General features: G+C 55.6%; 20 protein-coding genes and 2 riboswitches. Of the genes, 10 read left to right on the top strand and 10 right to left on the bottom strand.

Annotated elements, in window-relative coordinates:
• Positions 1-1,242 (bottom strand): D-amino acid dehydrogenase, encoded by a 1,242-nt coding sequence (locus RVM26_RS13960; RefSeq protein ID WP_498939253.1) that lies wholly within the window; start codon positions 1,240-1,242, stop codon positions 1-3.
• 60 nt (positions 1,243-1,302) lie between these two features.
• Positions 1,303-1,410: riboswitch (glycine riboswitch) on the bottom strand.
• 8 nt (positions 1,411-1,418) lie between these two features.
• Positions 1,419-1,509: riboswitch (glycine riboswitch) on the bottom strand.
• Between the two features lie 201 nt (positions 1,510-1,710).
• On the opposite strand from RVM26_RS13960, the gene RVM26_RS13955 reads away from it, so the two are divergent.
• The gene (locus RVM26_RS13955) at positions 1,711-2,004 is read left to right on the top strand and encodes a hypothetical protein (protein WP_498939251.1); all 294 of its coding nucleotides are present in this window, start codon (positions 1,711-1,713) and stop codon (positions 2,002-2,004) included.
• 5 nt (positions 2,005-2,009) lie between these two features.
• Here RVM26_RS13955 and RVM26_RS13950 read toward each other — a convergent pair whose 3' ends face one another.
• Complete coding sequence (locus RVM26_RS13950; protein WP_219862063.1) at positions 2,010-2,597, bottom strand: gamma-glutamylcyclotransferase; 588 nt, start codon at positions 2,595-2,597, stop codon at positions 2,010-2,012.
• A 38-nt stretch (positions 2,598-2,635) separates the two neighbouring features.
• Here RVM26_RS13950 and RVM26_RS13945 point away from each other — a divergent pair, with 38 nt between their 5' ends.
• The 3 genes from RVM26_RS13945 (at position 2,636) to RVM26_RS13935 (ending at position 6,137) form a co-directional block, all read left to right on the top strand.
• Entirely contained in the window at positions 2,636-3,559 is a 924-nt protein-coding gene (locus tag RVM26_RS13945; protein WP_498939249.1) for a histone deacetylase family protein, read from the top strand.
• Between the two features lie 14 nt (positions 3,560-3,573).
• Entirely contained in the window at positions 3,574-4,452 is an 879-nt protein-coding gene (locus RVM26_RS13940) for a sirohydrochlorin chelatase (RefSeq protein ID WP_498939247.1), read from the top strand.
• Positions 4,453-4,550: 98 nt separating this feature from the next.
• Complete coding sequence (locus tag RVM26_RS13935) at positions 4,551-6,137, top strand: ABC-F family ATPase (protein ID WP_498941767.1); 1,587 nt, start codon at positions 4,551-4,553, stop codon at positions 6,135-6,137.
• A gap of 1 nt (position 6,138) precedes the next feature.
• On the opposite strand, the gene RVM26_RS13930 is transcribed toward RVM26_RS13935, so the two are convergent.
• The 3 genes from RVM26_RS13930 to RVM26_RS13920 form a co-directional block, all read right to left on the bottom strand.
• Positions 6,139-6,735, bottom strand: coding sequence for a cell division protein ZipA C-terminal FtsZ-binding domain-containing protein (locus RVM26_RS13930; protein ID WP_305947698.1), 597 nt, complete (start codon positions 6,733-6,735; stop codon positions 6,139-6,141).
• 28 nt (positions 6,736-6,763) lie between these two features.
• Positions 6,764-7,231 carry a TspO/MBR family protein gene (locus RVM26_RS13925; RefSeq protein ID WP_498939245.1) on the bottom strand — a complete coding sequence of 156 codons (468 nt, stop codon included), beginning with the start codon at positions 7,229-7,231 and terminating at the stop codon, positions 6,764-6,766.
• Positions 7,232-7,397: 166 nt separating this feature from the next.
• Complete coding sequence (locus RVM26_RS13920) at positions 7,398-8,516, bottom strand: alkene reductase (protein ID WP_498939243.1); 1,119 nt, start codon at positions 8,514-8,516, stop codon at positions 7,398-7,400.
• 261 nt (positions 8,517-8,777) lie between these two features.
• Between RVM26_RS13920 and RVM26_RS13915 the strand changes: the two genes are divergently transcribed.
• The 6 genes from RVM26_RS13915 to RVM26_RS13890 all read left to right on the top strand — a co-directional run bounded on the left by RVM26_RS13915 (position 8,778) and on the right by RVM26_RS13890 (position 18,908).
• Positions 8,778-11,528 carry a type I restriction endonuclease subunit R gene (locus RVM26_RS13915; RefSeq protein ID WP_498939241.1) on the top strand — a complete coding sequence of 917 codons (2,751 nt, stop codon included), beginning with the start codon at positions 8,778-8,780 and terminating at the stop codon, positions 11,526-11,528.
• A complete protein-coding gene (locus RVM26_RS13910; RefSeq protein ID WP_483052688.1) occupies positions 11,525-13,360 on the top strand; it encodes a restriction endonuclease subunit S in 1,836 nt (611 codons plus the stop codon). Before RVM26_RS13915 ends, RVM26_RS13910 begins: the two co-directional genes overlap by 4 nt.
• On the top strand, positions 13,361-14,992 hold the full coding sequence (locus RVM26_RS13905) for an AAA family ATPase (RefSeq protein ID WP_483052689.1): 1,632 nt from the start codon (positions 13,361-13,363) through the stop codon (positions 14,990-14,992).
• Positions 14,989-15,768, top strand: coding sequence for an HNH endonuclease (locus RVM26_RS13900; protein WP_483052690.1), 780 nt, complete (start codon positions 14,989-14,991; stop codon positions 15,766-15,768). The genes RVM26_RS13905 and RVM26_RS13900 overlap by 4 nt, the downstream gene beginning before the upstream one ends.
• Positions 15,769-15,885: 117 nt before the next feature.
• Positions 15,886-17,439: an RNA/DNA-binding domain-containing protein gene (locus RVM26_RS13895; protein WP_498939238.1), complete on the top strand. Its 1,554-nt coding sequence runs from the start codon at positions 15,886-15,888 to the stop codon at positions 17,437-17,439.
• Positions 17,439-18,908, top strand: coding sequence for a type I restriction-modification system subunit M (locus RVM26_RS13890; RefSeq protein WP_498939236.1), 1,470 nt, complete (start codon positions 17,439-17,441; stop codon positions 18,906-18,908). The genes RVM26_RS13895 and RVM26_RS13890 overlap by 1 nt, the downstream gene beginning before the upstream one ends.
• A gap of 22 nt (positions 18,909-18,930) precedes the next feature.
• Here RVM26_RS13890 and RVM26_RS13885 read toward each other — a convergent pair whose 3' ends face one another.
• From RVM26_RS13885 to RVM26_RS13865, 5 genes are all read right to left on the bottom strand, one after another.
• Positions 18,931-19,305 (bottom strand): hypothetical protein, encoded by a 375-nt coding sequence (locus RVM26_RS13885; protein WP_498939235.1) that lies wholly within the window; start codon positions 19,303-19,305, stop codon positions 18,931-18,933.
• Between the two features lie 118 nt (positions 19,306-19,423).
• Positions 19,424-20,626: a M24 family metallopeptidase gene (locus tag RVM26_RS13880; RefSeq protein WP_498939233.1), complete on the bottom strand. Its 1,203-nt coding sequence runs from the start codon at positions 20,624-20,626 to the stop codon at positions 19,424-19,426.
• A 70-nt stretch (positions 20,627-20,696) separates the two neighbouring features.
• Entirely contained in the window at positions 20,697-21,437 is a 741-nt protein-coding gene (locus RVM26_RS13875) for a TSUP family transporter (protein ID WP_498939231.1), read from the bottom strand.
• Between the two features lie 11 nt (positions 21,438-21,448).
• Complete coding sequence (locus RVM26_RS13870; protein ID WP_287148021.1) at positions 21,449-22,135, bottom strand: transglycosylase SLT domain-containing protein; 687 nt, start codon at positions 22,133-22,135, stop codon at positions 21,449-21,451.
• Between the two features lie 74 nt (positions 22,136-22,209).
• Positions 22,210-23,628, bottom strand: a complete 1,419-nt coding sequence (locus RVM26_RS13865; RefSeq protein ID WP_498939229.1) for an aminotransferase-like domain-containing protein — start codon at positions 23,626-23,628, stop codon at positions 22,210-22,212.
• Positions 23,629-23,630 lie beyond the last annotated feature (2 nt).

Below are 23,630 nucleotides of genomic sequence, written 5' to 3'. Positions count from 1 at the left end.
CTAGCGGGTGATCGCGAGTGACGTGGCATGTGAGTGATCGACCGCGTCGGCGAGCATCTCGGCAGTGATCGTCGAGAGCGTCCAGCCTAGGTGGCCATGACCGGTATTGTAGAAAACGGTGGGCAATTTGCCGGGGCCGACTTTGGGCAGCATGTTCGGCATCATCGGGCGTAGTCCCGCCCACGGCACCACCCGCTGAGTACTCACACCAGGAAAGCACTGCTCCACCCAGCGCACCAGTGGCTGAATCCTGTCGTTACGAATGTCGCGGTTGGCGCCGTTGAACTCTGCCGTCCCCGCCACGCGGAAGCGGTCGTTGCCCAAGCGGCTGGTGACGAGTTTGGTCTCGTCGTCCAGCAGGCTGACCGTGGGAGCGGCCTGCTGTGATGCCTCGTCATCCAACTGTACGGTGATGGAGTAGCCTTTGACCGGGTAGATGTTCATACGGTCGCCTAACTTGGCGGCGATGGCGCGACTGCCAATGCCCGCACACACCACTACGCTATCGAAGCTCTGATGAACCTCTTCGCCGTCGACCACCGCGCTGATCCAGGCGCTGCTCTCATCCGCACCCAGGTCGGTCACTTGATGACCGTAGTTGAGCTGCACGCCGCGTTTGGCAGCGGCTTTCGCCAATCCGTTGGTGTACTTATGGATATCGCCCGTGGCATCGCTTTCGGTAAAGAAACCGCCGTAATAGTTACCCGCTAGGGTGGGCTCGATGGCGCGCATCTCCTCTGGCGTGACGGCGCGGCGCTCGAGCCCACCTTTTTGGAGCAACTGCGACACCTTGGCTGCGTGCTCGTAGCCTGCTTTATCGCGATAGATATGCAAAATGCCTTTTTGCTTCACATCGAACTCGATCTGCTCATCGCGGGCCCACTGAAACAAGTGCTCTCGGGCAGCAATCGCCAAGCGTGCTGTTTCGGTGGTGTTGTCGGCATAGCGGCGAATGGCGGCGATGAACTCGGCAAACCAGCTCAGCTTGTGCCAAGTGGGGCGAGGGTTGACGAGCAGCGGGGCGTCGCTTTTCAGCATCCAGCGCAGGCCTTTGATGACCGTGGGCCAGTGGTTCCATACCTCGGCATTCGAGGCGGACAGCTGACCGCCGTTGGCAAAGGAGGTTTCCATTGCCGCGTAGCGATGTTTCTCGAAGACGGTGACGTCAAAGCCGCGTTTAGCGAGGGCGTAGGCGCTGGTGATGCCGGTAATGCCACCGCCAATGACTGCAATGCGTTGCATGATGATCTCCACAGATTGTATGAGCGTCGGGCGATACCCTCAGCAAAGGTGTTTGCTAGGGGTACCCCTTCCGTCATGGAACCTGAGAGATTCACGCCAATGTGGTGGCGCTTGCTCCTTCGGTGGGTTGAGTGACGCCGTCATCAACCACTCTTCGGAACGTATTGGTAAAAACGTTAGCGATTGCGGTCCGTTGGCCTGAGAGTTTCCGGGGTCGTTGCTCCTTCGGCGCTGGTGTCGTGTACCAGTCTCTCCCGCAAATGCATGCTTAATGTTGTAACGCGGAAGTGCTAAAAAGGGAATAGGCGAAAGGTGGAAGCTGCCCATGGCGTGGTTTTGCCAGTTCGCGTGTTTTCACATACCGTGTTTTCACAAGCTGTGTTTTCACACACAATGCCGACTATCGTTGAGCACTTAACTTCCCGCTATTCTTTTTAGACGATCATCTTCGAGCAACGGACAACACGCATGCAGGCAAACGGATTTTTTGAAGGCATTGGTGAAGCGATTGGTGAGGCCATCCGCGTGGTGGTGGAGTTTTTGGTGGGAATCTTCACCAATTTTTTTGGTGCCTTCGATGACTTCATCGGCGGGCTGACGCGTTCGCTGGGCATCAACGACTCGTTCTTGAGCCTCGCGATACTGGTGATCGGTCTACTGATCCTATGGGGCGGGCTGCGAGCGTTTCTGCGCGGTTCCATCATCGGCGGCATTTTCCGTACGCTGATCGCCCTGTTCATCCTGTCGTGGCTGATGATGTAGTTTGCCTACTGGTAGCGCTGTAACTGCTCCTCCAGGGCAAAGATATGCGCATCCTCGGTACCCAGCTCGCGAAGCGCCTGGGCCAGGTTGAGCAAGTAGGCGCTGTTGGGTCCGCTGGGGCCGTGGGCCTGGGCAATTTGCTGGGCGATCTCGGCCAGCGGCGCATCGCCTAAAAACGCTGGGTTATCCTCGCTGGCCAGATAAATCAGCCCGTCGGTAGGCGCTTGTGCGGGGTCGGGATGGCCCGCTTCATCCAGAAAGGTCAGCGTGACTTTCTCCCGTAGATAGCCGTTTTTCTCCCGCACATCCAGCGGGGCAAGCACTTCTGGGGTGATGCGGTAGGCCATGCCGTGGCACACCGCGCCTTCGGCACGAATCAGGGTGGCCACACGTCCCGGCGCGTCCGGCGTGCCCCGGTGATCGTGGGAGCCCTGCCAGAAGCGCCGCGCCCAGCCGGTAATGGCCGCCGGGCGCCGCTCTAGATACTCAAAATCGGCCTTCCAAATCAGCGAACCGTAGCCAAATAGCCAAATAGCCGCATGGCCGTCGAAGAAGTTTCTCTGCTGGTTTAACGTCGTGGTATCAAGCAACATAAGCGATCTACATTCGTGACCAAAGTGGCAACACGCGCATGGCGTTAACGGTGGTTCATCATCCGGGTTATACGATTGATTTGCCAGCCAATCATCCTTTTCCGATGGAAAAGTTTCGGGTGCTTCGGCAGCTGTTGGGCGAGCAAACGTTGGCGTGTCCCATCGAGTGGCACACGCCCCAGCCGGCCACCCTGGAAAGCCTGCAACGCGTGCATACCCGTGACTACGTGCATGCGTTTGTGCACGGTCAGCTCGATCGCGCCGCCCAGCGGCGCAGTGGATTCGCATGGTCCGAGGCTTTGGTGGAACGAGTGCGGCTGGAAACCGGCGGCACGCTGCTCACCCTGGAAGCGGCCCTAGCCACCGGGCTTGCGTGTAACTCGGCGGGCGGCACGCACCACGCCCATGCGGATGCCGCCAGCGGCTACTGCTTGATCAACGACTTAGCTGTGGCCGCCGCCCACGCGCTGGCGCAGGGCTGGGCAGAGCGGGTGCTGATCGTGGATTGCGACGTGCACCAGGGCGATGGCACCGCGCGCCTCTTTGAAAAGGTGCCAGGCGTGTTTACGTTGTCCATGCACGCGGCGCGAAACTTTCCCGCCCGCAAAGCAAAAAGCGATTTGGATATCGCCCTGCCTAACGGCATGCAGGATGCCGCCTATTTGGCCGAACTGACCTCTTGGCTGCCTGGGGTGCTTGCTGCCTACCAGCCAGACGTGGTGCTCTACGATGCGGGGGTAGATGTGCATCACGACGACCGCCTGGGTTATTTATCGCTAAGCAGCGACGGGCTGTATGCCCGAGATCACTACGTGTTGAACCTCTGTCGCGAGGCGGCCATTCCCGTCGCGGCGGTGATTGGCGGTGGCTACGACCGCGATATCATCGCTCTCGCCGCACGCCACGCTCAGCTACACCGAGCCGCTGCGGATGTGCTGGCGGCTTATCCACGCTTTGACTGAAAAGGACGAACGCGATGCGCGCTATTTTTCTTGTCGATAACGGCTCTCTACGCCCCCAAGCGACCCATAATCTGCGTCGGGTGGCGGCGGCGCTGAGTGAGCAGCTCGGGGAAACCGTTCAAGCGGCCTCGCTGCTGCACTCCAATAAAATCCCCGCCGAAGAGGTCGATGGCATTCCGGCCCTCACGCTGGGCCCCGCCGCCGAACGCAGCGCCGAAGCGGGGGCCACCGAGATCGTCGTGCTGCCGTTTTTCTTCGGCCCCAGCAAAGCCCTCACGGGGTATTTACCGGAGCGGATGGCCGCGCTGCAGGCACGCTTCCCTGATGTGACGGTGCGCGTCGCACAGCCGCTGGTGGATGAGCTCGGTCATAACGACCTGCGTTTGGCGAAGCTGTTGGCCGATCACGTGCGCGCCCAACTGCCCGAAAATGACGCTGCTAAGGTCGCGCTAGTGGATCACGGCAGCCCGATTCCCGAGGTCACCGCCGTCCGTAACCGCCTTGCCGGGCAGTTGAGCGTCCTGCTGGGCGACGAGGTGGGCTGCGTGGCGACCGCTTCCATGGAGCGACGTGACGGCGATGAGTACCGCTTCAACGAGCCGCTCTTGGAGGACCTGCTGGATACTCCCGAATTCAGCAGCGGCCACGTGGTGCTGGCGATGTTGTTTCTCTCTCCAGGCCGTCATGCCGGTGAGGGTGGTGACATTGCCGAGATTTGCGCCGCCGCCGAGCACCGCCATCGCGGATTAACGGTGGCGACCACCGCGTTAGTAGGTGAGCACGCGGGCATTGTCGAGATTCTCCACTCGCGACTCCGCCAAGCGATTGATGGTGAACGTTTTCTGCTCGACATGCCCGCGCAGCCAGTAAAAGACGGTGAGCAGAAGCCTTGAGGGGAGATGTAACGTGGCCCAAAGGCGCGTAGAATCGCGTGCATTTGCACGCATGCCGCTCCTCCAACAGGGCTATGTCGCCAACCAGGGTCTCTATCTTGATCGCCACCGCCAATATCACCATGCAGTTTGGGGCCAAGCCCCTGTTCGAAAACGTCTCCGTCAAGTTCAATAACGGCCATCGCTACGGGTTGATTGGCGCGAATGGTTGCGGCAAGTCCACCTTCATGAAAATTCTCGGTGGCGAGCTGGAGCCCACGTCCGGGCAGGTGATGCTGGACAGCAGCACGCGGCTGGGCAAGCTGCGTCAGGACCAGTTTGCCTATGAGAACGAGCGGGTGATCGACACCGTCATCATGGGCAACGCCGAGCTATGGAGAGTGGCCGCCGAGCGCGAGCGCATCTACTCGCTGCCCGAGATGAGCGAAGAAGACGGTATGGCCGTGGCGGACTTGGAGGTGCGCTTTGCCGAGCTGGACGGCTATACCGCCGAGTCCCGTGCGGGCGAGCTGCTGTTGGGCTTGGGCATTCCCATCGAACAGCACGCCGGCCCCATGAGCGAAGTCGCGCCCGGCTGGAAGCTGCGTGTGTTGCTGGCCCAGGCGCTGTTCTCCGATCCGGACGTTTTGCTGCTCGACGAACCTACCAACCACCTGGATATCAACACCATTCGCTGGCTGGAAGAAATTCTGAAAGCGCGCAGCAGCACCATGGTGATCATTTCCCACGACCGCCACTTCCTGAATAGCGTCTGCACCCACATGGCCGACCTGGATTACGGCGAAATCACCCTGTTCCCCGGTAACTACGACGACTACATGACGGCGGCCACCGCTGCGCGTGAACGTCAGTATGCCGACAACGCCAAGAAGAAAGCGCAAATTGCCGAACTGCAGCAGTTTGTCAGCCGCTTCTCGGCAAACGCATCGAAAGCGAAGCAGGCCACCTCGCGGGCGCGCCAGATCGACAAGATCAAGCTGGAAGACATCAAACCCTCCAGTCGCGTCAGCCCGTTCATCCGCTTCGAACAGAACAAGAAAATCCACCGCAACGCGGTGAACGTCGATGCCATTACCAAAGGCTACGACGGCGAGCCGCTGTTCAAGCGCTTCTCCATGACCGTGGAAGCGGGCGAGCGGATTGCCATCATCGGCCCCAACGGCATTGGTAAAACCACCCTGCTGAAAACCCTGGCCGGTGACCTGCGCCCTGATGCTGGCGAAGTGAAGTGGACCGATGCCGCTGAGCTTGGCATCTTCGCTCAGGATCATGCCGACGACTTCGCCAATGACGCCACCCTGTTCGAGTGGATGAGCCAGTGGACCAAAGGGGGCGAGCAGGTGGTGCGCGGCGCGCTGGGCCGCATGCTGTTCTCCAGCGACGATATCGGCAAATCGGTGAAGGTGATTTCCGGGGGCGAGCAGGGGCGTATGCTGTTTGGTAAGCTAACGCTCACCAATCCCAACGTGCTGCTGATGGACGAGCCCACCAACCATCTGGACATGGAGTCCATCGAAGCGCTCAACCTGGCGCTGGAAAACTACCCCGGCACGCTGCTGTTCGTCAGCCACGACCGCGAGTTCGTCTCCAGTCTCGCCACGCGCATCATCGACATGCAGCCGGAAGGCATCGTCGATTTCAGCGGCAGCTACGACGACTACCTGCGTAGCCAAGGCGTGGTATGAGTTAACCGATGATCTGGGCGTAGGTGGATTCGCTGGCAGGCTCCCTGTCGGCATCCAGCATGTCGCCGCTGAAGGTCTCGTTCATCTCCTTGGCGAGTTCCACATACACGTGCATCTGCTGATTGCGGCGTTTATGCAGCGGCGGTTTCACCAGCAGGCTAACGCCGCGGATCGGCTCGTGGGTTTCCCCGCGTAATAGGTCAGGCATTTCCCCCGGCGGGAAGGCATTCGCCACGGTAATGGGGTTAGACGCTTGCTGGCCGTCGATCAAAAACACCTTCTTGATGGCGTCGTAATGGGCGCCTTTGCTCCGCAGCCACTCGGTCAAACGCGCGTCGGTGGTGTCATCCGGCTGGTTAAAAATGACGAACAGCGAGTGCTGCTTGACCTTGCCCGTGCGCTTGGTGGGGGCGGGCGGCGGCTCGTCCGCAGGAGGCGGCGTGGGCGTTGCGACCGGTGCGGGAGCCTCAGTGGCCTTGGCCTTGGCCTTGGCACGGCGCCGTTTTGGCAGCACGACATAAGCAAAAATCACCACGGCCACCACGCCGAGTAGCAGCGAGGTAAAGGCCAGTAGAACGGGAAGTGACGTTGTATCCATGGGGTGAAACCTTTTCGTTATGTAACACCTAGGCGCTATTCAATCGCAAAATGGTGGCGTTGAGTGCAAGCGCCAGAGCAACCCACAGCCAGTAAGGCACCATCAGCCAAGCGGCCAGCGTGCTGACCTGGACGAACAGACCAATGGCCAGCGTGATCAATCCCAACAACACCACGATATCCACCAGCGCGGCGGCTATCTGCTTGCGCCCGAAGAACAGCCAGGACCACGCCGCATTGGCCAGCAGCTGCACGCCATACACGGCCAGGCTGGCGCTACGCAGCGGCGAGTCGTCTGCCATGTAGATCCGCCACGCCGCGATCGCCATCGATAAGTAGAGAATACCCCAGGCGATGGGAAAGGCCAGATCGGGCGGGGTCCAGCGGGGTTTGCGTAGTGCCCGATACCAGCCGTCGGGGCGAAAACGCGCGCCTGTTGCCGCCGCGGCGCCCACCAGCAGTAAGGATACCAGCAGTGCGAAGAGCGAACCGAGCATGTGCCACCTATTCGTTAGGACGAATCGTCGCGTTAAGACGAAAGAATCAATAGCCTAGCAGTGTTTTAAAACCGTTAGGCATAAAAAAAGCACCACCTAAGTGATGCTTTTGAGGGATAAGGGTTCCCCGCGAGGGGGCACCCAGGCCACGACCTAGCGAAGACGCTTAACCCATGCGGTCATACCCATTATCCATGAAGGGGTAATCGGTGTAGCCCTTCTCGTCGCCGCCGTAGAAGGTTTCGTGGTTCGGCTCGGTGAGCGGGGCGTTCACACGGAAGCGTTCCGGCAAATCGGGGTTGGCGATGTAAGGACGGCCAAAGGCCACGGCATCGGCGGTGTTTTCGCTGATGCGTGCTTCAGCGTGCTCGGCGTCGTAGTTGCCGCAGTAGATCAGGCTGCCGCTAAAGCGCTCGCGCATCTGCTCACGGAAACCGGCCGGGAAGGTGATATCGCCGCCCGCCCAGTTCGGCTCGTTCAGGTGTAGGTAGGCGAGGCCGCGCTTGGAGAGCTGCTCGGCCATGTAGAACGCCATCGCCTCCGGCTCGTCGTCGGTCAAACCGAACAGCTCGATGAACGGCGTCATGCGAATGCCAACACGCTCGGCACCAAACACTTCTACCACTGCATCGACCACTTCCAGAGGGAAGCGGGCACGGTTTTCCAGCGAACCGCCGTACTGGTCGGTGCGCTTATTGGTGCCGGTGGCCAGGAACTGGTTCAGCAAGTAAGCGTTGGCGGCGTGGACTTCGACCATATCGAACCCGGCGCGCTTGGCGCGGATGGCTGCTTGGCGATAGTCATCCACAATGCCGGGAATCTCGTCGGTTTCCAGCGCACGCGGCGTGCTGGTGGGGTGCTGACCAGCGGTGCCATCTTCGAATTCGACGAAACACTGAGCGCCTTCGCCTTTCAGCGCGCTGGGGGCTACCGGCTGCTGGCCGTTGGGCTGCACCATTTCGTGGGAAACGCGCCCAACGTGCCACAGCTGCAGCGCCATGCGGCCACCTTTGGCATGAACGGCGTCCACGACGCCTTTCCACCCGGCTTCCTGCTCGTCGGTCCAGATGCCGGGTGTGTACACGTAGCCACGGGCAGTGGGAGAGATGTTGGTGGCTTCGCTGATGATCAGGCCCGCACCGGCGCGCTGGCCGTAATAGGCTTCCTGCATTTTGCCCGGCACGCTATCCGGCGTGCGCGAACGGGTCAGCGGCGCCATGATGACGCGGTTAGGAATGGTCAAGCTACCTAGCGTGGTGGGGGTAAACAGCGTCTCGTACGCCATAGGGCAAAACTCCTTTGCAGCAGTGAGTATCATCGTGGCAAACAGAATAGACCAGTTTACTAGTAAGCGCCAACAACGATGCTATGCCCTAATTAATGGGGACGGACGCGCAAAACAAAACCCCACCGGGTAAATGAGGCGGGGTAAGGTAGGCATCAAGGCAGTAGTGGGTGCCTCCGGTGTGGTCTCTCATCGCAGAATTGCATTTGCCAGCACCGTTCTACATCATGAGGTTAACTTAAAGATGATAGGAGCTAACGCGTGCGCTATGACGGCAACCAAACGCCCGAGCAAGCGGCTCGGGTCAAGATAGATAAGCGCTTGCGGGCATGCGGTTGGCACGTTCAAGATAAGGATACACTCGATTTTAATGCGGGTTTGGGCATCGCTGTACGCGAGTATCAGACGTCGATTGGCCCAGCCGACTATGTACTGTTTGTTGATCGGCAAGCGGTTGGCATTATCGAAGCCAAGCCCGATAGCTGGGGGGCGTGGCTAACCTCGGTGGAAGAGCAGTCGGCAGGTTATGCCAATGCCAAGTTAAAATGGGTGACGCTCAATGAGTCACTTCCTTTTATCTACGAGTGCACGGGGCAGGTGACACGCTTTACCAATACTCAAGACCCAGTACCTCGTTCACGAGAAGTGTTTAGCTTTCATCGGCCAGAAACGCTGAGCGTATGGTTACAAGCTCTGCACTCTTTTCGCTCTAGCCTTGCCTCGCTTCCTTTGCTCAATCATGAAGGTTTGCGCGACTGTCAGATTACTGCCATTACCAACCTAGAAGCTTCACTCAAGGCAGACAAACCCCGTGCACTTGTACAGATGGCGACAGGGTCAGGCAAAACATTCACCGCCATCACTCAGGCGTACCGACTGCTAAAACATGCGGGCGCGCGCCGCATTCTATTTCTGGTTGATACCAAGAACCTGGGCGAACAGGCCGAGCAAGAATTTATGGCGTTCATCCCCAACGATGACAACCGCAAATTCACTGAGCTTTATAACGTTCAACGACTCACCTCGCCTTCTATCGCAAGCGATAGCCAAGTAGTAATCTCGACGATCCAGCGCATGTACGCCACACTCAAGGGAGAAGAGCTAAGCGAAGGGGCGGAAGAAGAGCACCCCGCTGAACACACATGGCGACCCAAGGAGCCGCTGCCGGTTGTTTACAACCCTAAGCTGCCACCGGAATACTTCGATGTTGTCGTCATTGACGAATGCCACCGTTCTATCTACAACTTATGGCGTCAGGTGATTGAGTATTTTGATTCCTACCTGATTGGCCTCACCGCGACGCCGGATAACCGCACTTACGGCTTCTTTCAGAAAAATATAGTTAGCGAATACACCCATGAAAATGCCGTTGCCGACAAGGTTAACGTGGGCAACGACGTCTATCTGATCGAGACGGAAATCACTCAGAAGGGTGAAACGCTCAAGCCGGAACAACTGATCGAAAAACGCCAACGCGACACTCGCGCTAAACGCTGGGAAACCCAGGACGACGAGCTAGCCTACGCAGCGACCCAGCTCGACCGATCTGTTGTTAACCCTGACCAGATCCGCACCGTAATTCGTGCTTTCCACAATAAGTGTCCCGAGATATTCCCAGGCCGCAAGGAACTACCTAAAACGCTGATCTTTGCCAAAACGGATAGCCATGCTGACGATATCATCCAAACCGTCCGCCAGGAGTTTAACGAAGGCAACGACTTCTGTCGCAAGATCACCAACGGCGCAAAGAATCCGAAATCTTCGCTCTCGGCCTTCCGCAATGACTACTACCCGCGCATCGCGGTGACCGTAGATATGATTGCCACCGGCACCGATGTAAAGCCGCTTGAATGCTTGCTGTTCATGCGCGACGTAAAATCGAAAAACTACTTCGAGCAGATGAAAGGGCGTGGCACCCGTGTGATGAAAGCCGATGATCTTCAAAAGGTGTCGCCTTCCGCTCAAGCCAAAACCCACTATGTGATTGTGGATGCGGTAGGTGTGACAAAATCACTTAAAACCGCCAGTCAGCCTTTAGATTCCAAGCCCTCTATCCCGTTTAAAGATCTCGCCATGGGGCTGATGATGGGCGATCGTTCCGAAGAGACGGTGAGTTCGCTAGCAGCTCGACTGGCGAGGCTCGATCACAAGTTAAGCGCTGACGACCATCAGAAAATTACTGCGGAAGCAGGCACTTCGCTTACCGCTATTGTGAGTGACTTATTCAATGCCATCGACCCCGACAAAGTAGAGGCCGATGCCAAAGCCGCTGGCTACCCGGAGCCTGATGATGCTGCCATGCAAACAGCTCGGGAAGCGCGCATCAAACAGGCGGCCAACATATTCACCGGCCCGCTGATTAAGTTAATGGATACCGTTCGTCGCGATAACGAACAGACCATCGACCACGAAAATCTTGATACACTGCTGCGCACCGAATGGGCTGGCAGTGTGGCGGAAAACGCACAACAAATCACCCAGGAGTTCGAGGCGTATCTTGATGAAAACCGCGATCAGATAGAGGCGCTGACCATCTATTTCAACACCCCCGCTCGCCGCTCAGAAGTCACCTACGCGATGTTCAAGGACGTGCTGAAGAAGCTTACCAATGATCGCCCGCGGTTGGCACCACTGGCCGTGTGGCAGGCCTATGCACACTTGGATGAGTACAAAGGCAGCAATCCTGCCAGCGACCTTACCGCGCTAGTGGCGCTCATTCGCCGGGTAACGGGGCTGGACGCGACGCTGACGCCACACTCTGAGCGGGTGCGGCGCAACTTCCAGAACTGGGTGTTGAACCGCCACGCAGGTCACGGCGACAAATTCACTGAAGAACAGATGGAGTGGCTACGTATGATCCGCGACCACCTCGCCACCTCATTTACCATTGAACGCGACGACCTCGATATGGCCCCGTTTGACAGCCGGGGTGGCCTGGGGCAAATGTACGCCCTCTTTGGCGATAATATGGACGATATGATGACTGAAATTAATAAGGCGCTCTCGGCATGACGGATTTGCCGAATGGATGGGCCGAAGCCCCTCTTTGTGAACTAATTGCGCACGACGGTATTTTTACGGATGGCGACTGGGTCGAGAGTAAAGATCAAGATCCCAATGGCCTGGTGCGCTTAATCCAGTTGGCGGACATTGCTGATAGCCATTTCGTCAACAAATCATCACGCTTTTTGACCCGCGAGAAGGCAGAGGAACTTAACTGTACCTTTCTCGAAAAAGGCGATCTACTGGTTGCACGGATGCCTGACCCTCTGGGTCGATGCTGCATTTTTCCCTTTGATGGAGAAGAAAGATTCGTCACTGTTGTTGATATTTGTGTCATTAGGCTGGGCAGCGCTTCAATAGAGCCACGCTACCTTATGAGGGCAATCAATTCACCGGAGGTTCGCGGTAAGATTTCCGCCTTGCAGTCTGGGTCGACTCGCAAACGTATTTCACGCGGTAATCTTGCTAACATCGCTATTCCGATTCCTCCCATAAATGAACAACGTCGCATAGTCGAAAAAATAGAAACGCTTTACGACGAGATTGATAAGGGCGTTGAGAGTCTACAAGCGGCAAAAAACACCCTGGGTCTCTACCACCAATCACTGTTGAAAGCCGCTTTTGAAGGGCGCCTTACCGCTGATTGGCGTGAAAAAAACGCTGATAAGTTGGAAGACCCTGAAGCGCTGCTTGCTATGCTGGAAGAAGAGCGCGGCAAATGGCACGAGCAAGAACTTGAACGTTGGCTAGAAGATATAGCCGAATGGGAAAGCGAAGGATCTAAAGGGCCGAAACCGCGGAAACTCGAGGCATACAAGTCCAGCACCGAACTGACCGATGCAGAACGCCTAGTATTACCGAAGTTGCCAACGGATTGGATCTATGTACGCTTGAATGACATCGCGCATATTGGGTCAGGTATGTCTGTCAGTAAAGCGCGCAAACCTGAGAATCCCATTGAAACTCCTTATCTGCGAGTCGCCAATGTCCAACGTGGTCGGCTAAACCTTGCAGAAATAAAGACGATGCCGGTGGAGCAGTCACAACTAAAAACGCTGTCTCTTCGAACCTGGGACATCTTGTTTAATGAGGGAGGAGACCGTGACAAATTGGGGCGCGGTTGGATTTGGGAAGATCAAGTCGAAATCTGCATAACACAAAACCATGTTTTCCGGGCAACACCGTTTCGTCATGACAGGAGTTGGTCATTGTTCGTTTCTCAGTGGGGCAACAGCTATGGCCGCGACTACTTTGAAGCAGGTGGTAAACAGACGACAAATTTGGCCTCAATCAACAAGTCCGTTCTGAAGGCACTGCCAGTCCCAGTTTGCTCCCCCAGCGAACATGCCGAGATTGTTAGCCTCTTGGACGAAAAGTTTGAGGCCGCCGATGCCTTAGAAGCCGAGATCAATGCGGGCCTCGCACGTGCAGCCGCCCTGCGGCAGTCTATTCTAAAGAAGGCATTTTCTGGTCAACTCGTTTCTCAAGATCCTACGGATGAACCTGCTAGTGAGCTGCTAACGCGAATCAAGGTCGAAAAAGCAGAGAAAGAGCGGGCTACTAAGCTCGAACGCAAGACCACTGCATCACGAAAACCGAAAATGAAGGTAAGGAGGCCAACATTGACCAACTTGATTGAAGTGCTAAAAAAACAAAATGGTTGGATCTCGGCGTCTAAAGCCGCTCAAGAATTGGGCGTTTTCGATGGGGCATCTTCTGATGATGTCGAGGCGTTCTATCGTCAGCTCAAGGAGCATCTGCAGAATAAGGATGAAACGATCAAGGTAGAACGTCGAGGTGATGAAGACTGGTTAAGGCTCGCTAAAGCTGAGGTGAGCTAAATGCGTATCGACTGGCTTTGGTTAGATAATTATAAGAATCTTAGCGATTTGACGATTAACTTTTCTCAAGACCATCTAATCACTGTACTGATCGGGCGTAATGGCACCGGCAAGTCCAACGTGCTGGAAGCCCTGACCATCATTTTCCGAGATCTGTTGATGGGTGAGCGGTTTCCATCATTCCAATATCGGATCGCTTATGAAATCCGTGGCCGATGGGTATTCGTTGATGCGGATCCAGAAAAAAAGAGTCCTTATCGAGCAAAAACAATAAGTAAAGATGACCAGCCCGAGCCTTATCCGGTTGGAGCTCTCTTCGAAGATCTGAAAGGTGAGTTGATCAGCCGGGCTAAGCTGGTTGGTGAAGACTCCAAGTATCTTCCGCGCTTTCTGTTTGGTTACTACTCGGGTGAAAGCGAGCGGATGAGGGAAGTGTTTCGAAAATATCTTAAAAGCTACGATGACAAGCTGATTAAGAACCTTGATCCAGGGCTAAAGCGTATGTTTTTCGCTGAGCCTGTGCACAGCAATTTTGTGCTGCTTTCGTTTATTGTTAATAACAAGAAGCAGACAGACGAATTTCTGCAAAAGCAATTGGGCCTTGAAGAAGGGGGGATTGAATCTGTTCTATTCGTGCTCAAGCAGCCTTATTGGTACAACAAAAATGCGTCTGGGGGAGATGCTCGTTTTTGGAACTCTAAGGGCATTGTGCGAGACTTTCTTGCCAAATTATATGATATTTCATTAGCGCCGATTCGCGTTAAGCGACGTGAGTTATATGATGTTAGGCGTTCTAGAGAGCTTGAATATCTTTACCTGTTTGCTAAGGATATCGATGCCCTTCGAGAGCTGGCTCAAGGTAAGTCATCTGCTGAATTTTTCCGAGACTTGGAGAGTACGCACGTTTCAGGATTGATTGACGAGGTAAGGATCAGAGTAAAACTGAAAAAGAACGATGGTTCTGTCACATTTCGTGAGCTAAGTGAAGGTGAACAGCAGTTGTTAACCGTTCTTGGTCTTCTTCAGTTTACATCCGCAGAAGCCAGCCTGTTTCTGCTGGACGAACCAGATACCCACCTTAATCCGCGCTGGAGTGTTGAATATATCCAACATATCCGAGATTTCCTCAAGGACGAGAACGATAAAAATCAGTCTAGCCATGTCCTTCTTGCAACACATAACCCTATTGCGGTTGCAGAGTTGCGAAAAGAGCAAGTACAGATACTGAAACGTGATGATGAGACTTTGAGTATTTCGGCTCAGGAGCCTGATGTTGATCCCATTGGGATGGGATATGCTGGTGTTATAACGAGCGAGATGTTTGGTTTAAATGCTGCCGTCGACACTACTACCCAGAAGTTGCTTGAAATACAAAGAGTTTTGTCTGTTAAAAGTCAACTGAGCGAGAGAGAAAAAGCTGAGCTTGAAGATACAACTAGCAAGCTGGAAACTTTGGGTTTCCGTTACCAAATGCGCGACCCAGTCTATACAGAGTATTTGAAGGCTCGCGCTGAGAAAAGCTCTCTTAAAAGGAAGGAGAGTGATGAGAGTGCAGAAGTATTAGATCCTGATGAAACTCGCCGCTTAGTTTTAGAAGCTTTAAAAAATATGGAAGATGAGGGGGAGTCATGAGGTTTATTGATATTGCTTTTATTGCACCCCCTGAAGGGTTCGCCGATAAGGTTATATCGGCGCAGGAGGGTGGTGACGAGAATATTGATAAGCATTCACATATTTGGCGAGAATGCAAAAAAAGCCTCAAACAAGCCTCTTACGATAAGTGCTACTACTGTGAAATGAAAGATATACGCTCAGATGGCACTGTAGATCACTATCGCCCGAAATCAAAATACAAATGGGCTGCTTACAGATTTGATAATTTTCGCTTCGCGTGTACTTTTTGCAATAGCCGTAGAACGGATCAGAAGACAGGTGAAGTCGGTGGGAAAGGAGCGGATTTCCCGCTTTTTGAAGGTTGTGTACGTGCAACTTGCCCCGAAGAGTCTGATAATGAGCTACCTCTTCTACTTGACCCTTGCAACGCAGCTGATCCAGATGCACTGGATTATCGCACTGACGGAGCAACGGTGCCAAAGAGTGAAATTGAGACGGACCCTCAAAGAATGAGGGCTGTAACTTCGATTGAAGCATACCACTTAAATCACTCTGACTTGCAGGAAGCAAGAAGACAGACGGCAATTGAAATTCAAGAGAAGATTATAGAGGCCGAAGCTTCGATGAAACGTTTCACGAATGGTGATATCACAGCACGGCAGGCATACTCGTCGGCTATCCGAGATCTTAAACGACGGTTGGATCAACGTGCTGAACTCTCAGCATTTTCCAAACGAGTTCTGCAAGCCTATAGGAATAAACCTCTTGTCGAGCAAATTTTGGCGGCTGCTTAGGAGAGATAACGAACACTCGCTCCATCATTTCTAACGTCAGAAGCTCTGGCTCTAACCTTGCATAACGATGGCGTAAGCTAAGTAATTATAATTATCTGACCTTTTTTAAGGTGGCCGATGAATAACAAACTCCCCATTAACATCGATGACTTGCTCCATCACCGCACGGTGGAAAGCGAGCGTATCGAGTATAAGGAAGGCTGGAACCCTGAGGCTATCCTGCATACCTTATGTGCCTTCGCTAATGACTTTCACAACTTGGGTGGCGGTTATGTGTTGGTGGGCGTTGCTGAAGAAAACGGCCAGCCTCAGTTGCCGCCTGCTGGTCTGTTACCTGAACAAATCGATGCCATTCAAAAAGAGCTGTTAAATCTGGGGCACTCGGCCATTGCGCCGCATTATCATCCGTTAACCGCTACCTATGATATTCAGGGTAAAACCATTCTGGTGCTGTGGGCGCCAGGTGGAGAAACACGTCCTTATAAGGCCAAAACTAGCTTCGGCAAGAAGAGTGATTGGGCCTATTACCTGCGTAAACATACCAGCACCGTAAAGGCCTCGGGGCAGGATGAACGAGAGCTGCTCAGTTTGGCAGCCACCGTGCCCTTTGATGATCGTTATCGTCAAACCGCCGGTTTAAGTGACCTTTCACCCTACTTGATGCGTGATTTTCTGCACGACATTGGAAGCGAATTGGCGGTCGAAGCCCGCGAACTGGATATTGAAACCCTGGGTCGCCGAATGAATGTGGTCGGTGGGCCAAGCGAGATGGCTTTTCCCAAAAATGTCGGTTTACTGTTTTTTAATGAGCAACCCGAGCGATTTTTTCCCGCTACTCAAATAGATGTTGTGTATTTTCCGGATGGTGCAGGTGGCGACCATTTTGAAGAAAAAGTGTTCAAGGGGCCGCTGGGCCACATCACTCGCGATGCCTTGGACTACATCAATCGCAACTATTTAAAAGAAGGCGTAACCAAACACGCTGATCGTCCTCAGGCTGAGCGTTTCTGGAATTTTCCGCTGGCTGCCATTGAAGAGGCGGTGGTGAATGCGGTTTACCATCGTTCCTATGAAATTCGTGAACCCATTGAAATACGTATTGATGGTCAAGAGCTGATGGTACTGAGCTTCCCAGGGCCAGACCGCTCTATCCGCTTGCAAGACCTGCAGGCAGGTAAAGCCGTCAGCCGCCGTTACCGCAATCGGCGCATTGGCGAGTTTTTAAAAGAGCTGGATTTAACCGAAGGCCGTTCAACAGGTGTGCCAAAGATTCTTCGCGTGATGAAATCGAACGGTTCTCCAGATCCAGTTTTCGAAACTGACAATGAACGCAGCTACTTCTTAATTCGTTTGCCTGTTCACGAAGGATTTTTGGTGAATATGGAGGCAGTGGCCGAAGTCACCCCCGAAGTCACCCCCGAAGTCACCCCCGAAGTCACCCCCGAAATGTTACGATTGCTTGGAGTGTTCGAGGGTGAAATGGGTAGAGTGGATTTAATGGCAGCCTTGGGGCTGCAAGATGAAAAGCATTTCAGAGAACACTATCAGCAAATCGCCATTCAGCAGGGGTTAATCGAGATGACAATCCCTGACAAACCTCGTAGTCGTCTGCAAAAGTACCGCTTAACCGTTTTAGGCCAGCGAGTGCTGGCCACCAAGGATACGCATTAATGAATACCGCCCCCATTATTTCCAAGGTCTGGAGTTTTTGCACCACGCTGCGCGACGACGGTGTGGGCTATGGCGATTATTTGGAACAGCTGACCTATCTTATCTTCCTCAAGATGGCGGATGAATACGCCAAGCCGCCTTACAATCGCCATGTGGGCATTCCCGAAGGATACGACTGGGCGAGCCTGACACGCTTGCGCGGCGCAGAATTAGAAGTGCATTACGTCACTCTGCTGCGCAAGTTGGGCGAACAGAGAGGCATGCTGGGTCAGATATTTACCAAGGCGCAAAATAAGATCACTGACCCAGCCAAGCTGTACCGTCTGATCGATATGGTGGACGGCACCAAGTGGGTGATGTTAGGCGCTGATGTGAAGGGCGATATCTATGAAGGCCTGCTGGAACGCAATGCCGAAGACACCAAATCTGGAGCGGGCCAATACTTCACACCTCGCGCTTTGATTCGCGCAATAGTGGAATGTGTTCGCCCAGAGCCTGGCAAAACTATTGCCGATCCCGCATGTGGCACCGGTGGCTTTTTTCTGGCAGCTCATGACTTCCTGACTAACTCAGAACATTATGCTCTGGACAAGGATCAGAAGAGCTTTCTCAAACACTCGACTTTTTTTGGTAACGAAATTGTTGCGGGCACTCGTAGGCTCTGCCTGATGAACATGTTCTTGCATGGGATCGGTGAAATTATCGGCGAATCGCTGGTATCTCCCGCCGATGCACTAGTATCGCCATCTGATGAAACCTTTGATTACGTATTAGCGAACCCACCATTCGGCAAGAAAAGCTCGATGAGTTTCACCAATGCTGAAGGCGAGCAGACATCTGAGGAGCTTAACTACAATCGCCAGGATTTCTGGGCACCCACCTCGAACAAGCAGCTTAATTTTGTTCAGCACATTCGCACGATGCTAAAAACGACGGGTAGAGCAGCCGTTGTGGTGCCTGATAACGTGCTGTTTGAAGGCGGTGCAGGCGAAACGATTCGCCGCAAGCTACTTCAAACCACAGACCTGCACACCATTTTGCGGTTACCGACCGGTATTTTCTACGCGCAGGGGGTTAAGGCGAACGTTCTTTTCTTCGATAACCGTCCTGCTAGTCCAGACCCGCAAACTTCCAAGGTCTGGTATTACGATTACCGTACCAATGTGCATCACACGCTGAAGCAGAAACCTCTTACTTACACTCATCTTGAGGATTTTATTGCCTGCTATCACGCCAGCAATCGACATGAGCGCTCACCCACTTGGAGCGAAGAAGCACCTGAGGGACGGTGGCGTGCTTTTGATCGGGAAGAGTTATTGGCGAGAGATAAAGCGAGCCTTGATATTTTCTGGCTTCGCGATGCTTCCATGACGGACCTAGAAAATTTGCCAGAGCCTGAGGTGTTAGCAGAGGAAATTATGGAAAACCTGCGCTCAGCGCTGGCGAGCTTCGAGGCTGTGAACGAATAGAAAGTAACTGGCCAGAAGCTCGTTACTTCCACTTCATCCAAGGCCAGCGGCGCTTGGCAGGCGTATCGATTTGGCGAATGGCGCTGGCGAGCGGCAGCATGATCGCGCTGAGCTGACGGTGGCAAACGGCACTGCTGAGCACGCCGGGGCACTGTTTGAGCAGCAGGTCGCATTGCTGGGAGGCGATAAAGAGCTGCTCCACGACCGCAGGCGCGAACAACGGCTTGGCCTGCTGGCAGCAGCGGGTCAGCTCTCGGGAGAGCATGGAGAGCATGCTTGTGTCTAGCCAGCAGGGCAGCGGGTCTTCTAGCCGTCCGGCAATGGAGTGCTGAATGGCTTCAAACGAGGTGCGTAAAAACAGCAGAGTTTGACGAAGCTGGCGCTGTTCACTGGTCATGTGACGTCCCTTTACCTCAACGGCTCTTTATCTACCCGGTTGCTGGCTAAAAAGAGAGTGTTTCTCATTTACATTTATGTTGAAGATAGCCTCCCTCAATCGTGGTGTCAATCTTAGGCTATGGGTGCATGGACGTATTGCTGGCGTGATAAAGCTGCCAATCGTTGTTGGTGAGCGGCTTGGCACCCTGCTCGGTGACCACCACGGTATCGCTCAGGCCAACGCCCCATTGGCCGGGTACTCGCAGGCAGAGCGGTAAATGAAACACCATGTTGGTTTCGAAGGAACGGGCTTGGCCTTTGGCAATGTATCCCGTGCCCTCTACCCAACTGGGTGGAAACTGTGCCCCCACGGCGTAGCCAAACACTCCCGAAAAAAATAGCTCGTCGCGTCGAGGGGCCAGCAGCGCATCGGCAGCCAGGGCCGCGGCATCGAAGGAGTGGCCGGGACGCATGGCCTCGCAGAGGGTTTCGAAGATCGAGCGGCAGAGGTCTTGGGTGGCGGTGAGGGCGGCGTTAGGCGTGCCGGTCACGGCGGTGCGCATCATCGGTGCGGTGTAGCGTTGATACGCCGCGCCGAACTCTAAAAAGACCGGCTCGTTGGGCTGAATCACGCGGCGCTTATGGTTCACGTGAATCACCCCAATGCGGTGCCCGCTGGTCACGATAGGCTGTAGGCTCATGAACTCGCTGCCGTTTTCGAGCAGCGCCTTGGCGCCAATGGCGGCAATGTCGTTATCGGTCATGCCGGGGTGAATGGCGGCCATCGCCGTCTCTAAGCCAGCGGCGGTGATGCGCGCACTCTCTTTAAGCATCTCGAGCTCGGCACTGCTTTTGACGATCTTGATGGCATCCAGCAGGTCGCCCGCTTCAAAAAAGCGCTCTTTCCCCACTGCCTGGGCGAGGGCGTTCATCACGCCCACCCGCAGCCCACTGCTCCAGGCGTCGATGCCAATGCGCGGGCATGGGGTTAACAGGTCGGCCAACGGGTCGATGATTTCATTCAGGTTTTCCCACCGGTAGCCAATGATCTCATCAACGCGGGCGGTGACCACCGCGGCACCCGTTTCAATCGAGGCCACTTGAAGAACGAGCTTGTCTTGCGTGCAGACCAGGCACGCGTGCACCGACACCTCAAAGGTGTGATAACCGGTGAGATAGTTAATATCGGCGGGGTCGGTGAGCAGCAGCGCATCCAGCTCGCGCTGTGCCATCGCGTGGCGAACCTTCTCAAGTCGCCCTTGATACTCAGCGGGGGAGAAGGGCAGCTCGCTTTGGGCAAGCGATGTGGCAAGGGCTTCGCGGTAATGGTGGTAATCCATGGCGACCTCCAGCGTTAGGTAAGGTCAGTATAGGCCGCCATCCAAAGCGCGCCGCGAAGGCCCTCAACGGTTAACGGGTTAACAGATACACCCCTTGCAGGAAGTAAAACACCCCAATGCCGGTGACGATCCAGCGGGTCCAGGTGCGGAAGTTGGTGTCGGTCAGGCGGTGCAGGATCCGCGTACCGGTTTGGGTGCCCAGCATGGCAAAGGGCGCGGCCAGCAACACCATGGCCCACTCGCCAGCGCTGAGTGCCAGCGCTGCCCCCAGGTAAAAGATGATCTTGATGGAGTGGGCGACGACCTGAATCATTGCCTTGGTGGCCACCACCTGGCGGCGGTCCATGTGGGAGCGCACGAAGAAGATGTCGATCAGCGGACCAGACACTCCGGCGGCGATGGTCAGGCCGCCGGAGGCCAGGCCGCAGCATACGGCATGGCTGGGGCGTTTGGCGTCCAGTTGAAACCAGTGTTTGGGCATCCAGACCAGTAGCGGCATCAGGCCGATCAGCAACGACACCGTCGCCGCGTTGGGCGCGTAGTTGAAGAGCAGCAGTAACCCGGCGGCGCTTGTAACTCCTAGCGTCATGAGCGCCACGATCCGCCAGACGATGAAGTGTCGCGATAGCCACGCCCGCGACGCATTGGCGGTCAGCTGAATAACCCCATGTACGGCCATGGCGGTGCCTGCCGGGAAGATCACCAGCAGGAACCACAGCAACACCAGCCCGCCCGCCATACCAAACACGCCGGAGAGCATGGAGGTAAAAAACACCACGCCGACAAAGGCGACGCCCATCAACAGTGTCATGAACGACCCCCTCAGCTACGACAGAACGGCCACACCTGATAGAACTTGCGGCACTGGAACTCTGCCTGGCAGCTGTTGAGCTGGGCCTGGTAGCGGTTAGAGAGGCTCGCCACTTGGCGGCCCGCGTTGAGCACCTGGGGTTTGCTGCGATAGGTGCCCCGCTGATAGCCGCCTGCGCCCTCGTGGTAGGCGTAATAGAGGTGTTCAGGATTGTTGAGCGAGATGCCCGTTTGGGCGCGAGTGCGGGCGTTATACCAGCCAATGAAATCGGTGGCGTGCTTCATGTGCGTGCGCCGCGCAAACAGGCTGCCCGCTTGGTCTTCGTACTCACCCCATACCGGGTCTTGAGCTTGGGCGTAGCCTTTGGCGGACGACGGGCGCGGGCCGGGAATAAAGCCAAGGTAGTATTTGCGGTCTGGGCGTACGTGGCTACGAAACGAGGATTCCCGCTGAATGAACGCCATTTGGGTGGCGATGGGCGTTCCCCACTTCTCTTCAGACGCTTGCGCGTAGTCGTACCAGCTCGGCTGCTCGCGGAAAATCTCGCAGATATTGGTCTGATCCTCCGGTGGGCTAGGCGCAAAGGTCGCGCACCCAGAGAGCAGCAGTAGGGTAGCGACGGTCAGCCATCCGCGGAGCGAAGCGGTAGAAGCAGCAGAGAAAGTAGAGACCCAAACGCTATCAACAGGGCGATGCATAGGACGGTCCTTGTGGATAAGTCATGTTAGTTTCGTGTTGTTTAGTGTACTGACGGATAAAGTACCTGGGCCGCTTAGCGCAGCAGCGGCTCCAGGCAGCGGCGCAGGCGCTGCGCTTCGCGTGCCAGGGTTTCCCCCGACAGCATACCCACCCCCATCACCAAGCCAGCGCGCGGGTCGTTCGGCGCACACACCGGGCTTAACGGCCGCACGATTAAGTGCTCTTTTAACAGCGATTGCGCGATGGCCACATCGTTAACGCCCGGCGCGAACTCCACGCACAGGCTGATGGCACTGCTGGGCGGCGAGACCGAGCGCACCTGAGGCAGCGAGCACAGCTGGTCGTGCAGCACCTGCTGGCGGCCTAAATAGTCGCGCTGAATGCGCCGACACCAGGCATCCAAATCACCATCAAAAATAAACTGGGCCAGCACGGCTTGGTCCAGCATACGGCCCTCGCGAAACAGCTCGCTGCGCAGGCGGTTCATCGGCCCCGCCAAGTGGCGCGGCACCACAAGATAGCCCAGCCGCAGGCCGGGAAACATCATCTTGGAGAACGAGCCTACCAGCAAATGGCGTTCGGAGTGGGCATCGAACAGCAGGTTAGGGTGATCGTCGCGGTTAAATTCGTAGTCGTCTTCCACCACATAGGTAGGCGATAACGCCTCACACAGCTGACGTTTATGCTCTGCGCGGGTCGGCACGCTGAGCGGGTAGTGATGCGAGCCAGTGAGGTAAGCCAGCGCCACGGGGCCGGGGGAAGCAGGCAGCGTATGGCCCTGTTCCGGCCGCCACGGCAGCATGTCGATGTTAAGCCCGGCGGCGGTAAACACGTTGCGCGCGCCCCAATAACAGGGCGACTCCATGGCCACCGTATCGCCCACATCCGCCAGGGCCACGGCGCACAGCTCGATGCCGTTGTGGGTGCCGTCGGTAATGATGATCTGCTCAGTATCGCAGTGAATATTGCGCCAGCGGGCCAGAAATTCGCGGATGGCCCGCTTCAGCGGCCCGTAGCCGCCGGTGGAGTAGGAGAGCAGCAGGGCGTTTTGCGGCACCGTGACGCTGGCATAGAGCTGGCGCCACTTGCGCATCGGGAACTGAGCGATATCGGGAATGCCCGGCACGAAGGCGCCGCTTTGAACAGTACTTGCCCCCGGCCATCGCAGTACTCGCTGGGCACGATTGGATAGTTGTACCTTGGTGGGCGTTGAGATGGTGGGAGCCGCCACTTTACAGCTCCACGTTCCACTGCCGTGTGAGGTTGTAAGCAGTCCTTCTTCGATAAGCGTGGCAACCGCTAAAGAAAAGGTGTTCCGAGCGACTCCTAAGGCTGCCGCAAGCTTGCGATGTGAAGGTAGTCGAGTTTGGTGAGGCCACTCTTGATTGATCGATTGCCTTAATGCCTGCTCTAACCTTACTTGCTTACTCAACCGTTCAGGCTGCTGCGCATAGCTTTTTATGAGTTGTTGTAAAGCGACTTGGCAATCCATCC

This window comes from Halomonas sp. KM072 (assembly GCF_050710315.1).
GTDB lineage: Bacteria > Pseudomonadota > Gammaproteobacteria > Pseudomonadales > Halomonadaceae > Vreelandella > Vreelandella hamiltonii.
Note: the sequence above shows the minus strand (reverse complement) of the source record. Positions and strands in the feature narration are given on the sequence as shown.

Bases quoted from the DNA above. Each gene is read 5' to 3' on its own strand.
- RVM26_RS13960 (WP_498939253.1), bottom strand. From the start codon at position 1,242: ATGCAACGCATTGCAGTCATTGGCGGTGGCATTACCGGCATCACCAGC.
- RVM26_RS13955 (WP_498939251.1), top strand. From the start codon at position 1,711: ATGCAGGCAAACGGATTTTTTGAAGGCATTGGTGAAGCGATTGGTGAG.
- RVM26_RS13950 (WP_219862063.1), bottom strand. From the start codon at position 2,597: ATGTTGCTTGATACCACGACGTTAAACCAGCAGAGAAACTTCTTCGAC.
- RVM26_RS13945 (WP_498939249.1), top strand. From the start codon at position 2,636: ATGGCGTTAACGGTGGTTCATCATCCGGGTTATACGATTGATTTGCCA.
- RVM26_RS13940 (WP_498939247.1), top strand. From the start codon at position 3,574: ATGCGCGCTATTTTTCTTGTCGATAACGGCTCTCTACGCCCCCAAGCG.
- RVM26_RS13930 (WP_305947698.1), bottom strand. From the start codon at position 6,735: ATGGATACAACGTCACTTCCCGTTCTACTGGCCTTTACCTCGCTGCTA.
- RVM26_RS13925 (WP_498939245.1), bottom strand. From the start codon at position 7,231: ATGCTCGGTTCGCTCTTCGCACTGCTGGTATCCTTACTGCTGGTGGGC.
- RVM26_RS13920 (WP_498939243.1), bottom strand. From the start codon at position 8,516: ATGGCGTACGAGACGCTGTTTACCCCCACCACGCTAGGTAGCTTGACC.
- RVM26_RS13910 (WP_483052688.1), top strand. From the start codon at position 11,525: ATGACGGATTTGCCGAATGGATGGGCCGAAGCCCCTCTTTGTGAACTA.
- RVM26_RS13905 (WP_483052689.1), top strand. From the start codon at position 13,361: ATGCGTATCGACTGGCTTTGGTTAGATAATTATAAGAATCTTAGCGAT.
- RVM26_RS13900 (WP_483052690.1), top strand. From the start codon at position 14,989: ATGAGGTTTATTGATATTGCTTTTATTGCACCCCCTGAAGGGTTCGCC.
- RVM26_RS13895 (WP_498939238.1), top strand. From the start codon at position 15,886: ATGAATAACAAACTCCCCATTAACATCGATGACTTGCTCCATCACCGC.
- RVM26_RS13890 (WP_498939236.1), top strand. From the start codon at position 17,439: ATGAATACCGCCCCCATTATTTCCAAGGTCTGGAGTTTTTGCACCACG.
- RVM26_RS13885 (WP_498939235.1), bottom strand. From the start codon at position 19,305: ATGACCAGTGAACAGCGCCAGCTTCGTCAAACTCTGCTGTTTTTACGC.
- RVM26_RS13880 (WP_498939233.1), bottom strand. From the start codon at position 20,626: ATGGATTACCACCATTACCGCGAAGCCCTTGCCACATCGCTTGCCCAA.
- RVM26_RS13875 (WP_498939231.1), bottom strand. From the start codon at position 21,437: ATGACACTGTTGATGGGCGTCGCCTTTGTCGGCGTGGTGTTTTTTACC.
- RVM26_RS13870 (WP_287148021.1), bottom strand. From the start codon at position 22,135: ATGCATCGCCCTGTTGATAGCGTTTGGGTCTCTACTTTCTCTGCTGCT.
- RVM26_RS13865 (WP_498939229.1), bottom strand. From the start codon at position 23,628: ATGGATTGCCAAGTCGCTTTACAACAACTCATAAAAAGCTATGCGCAG.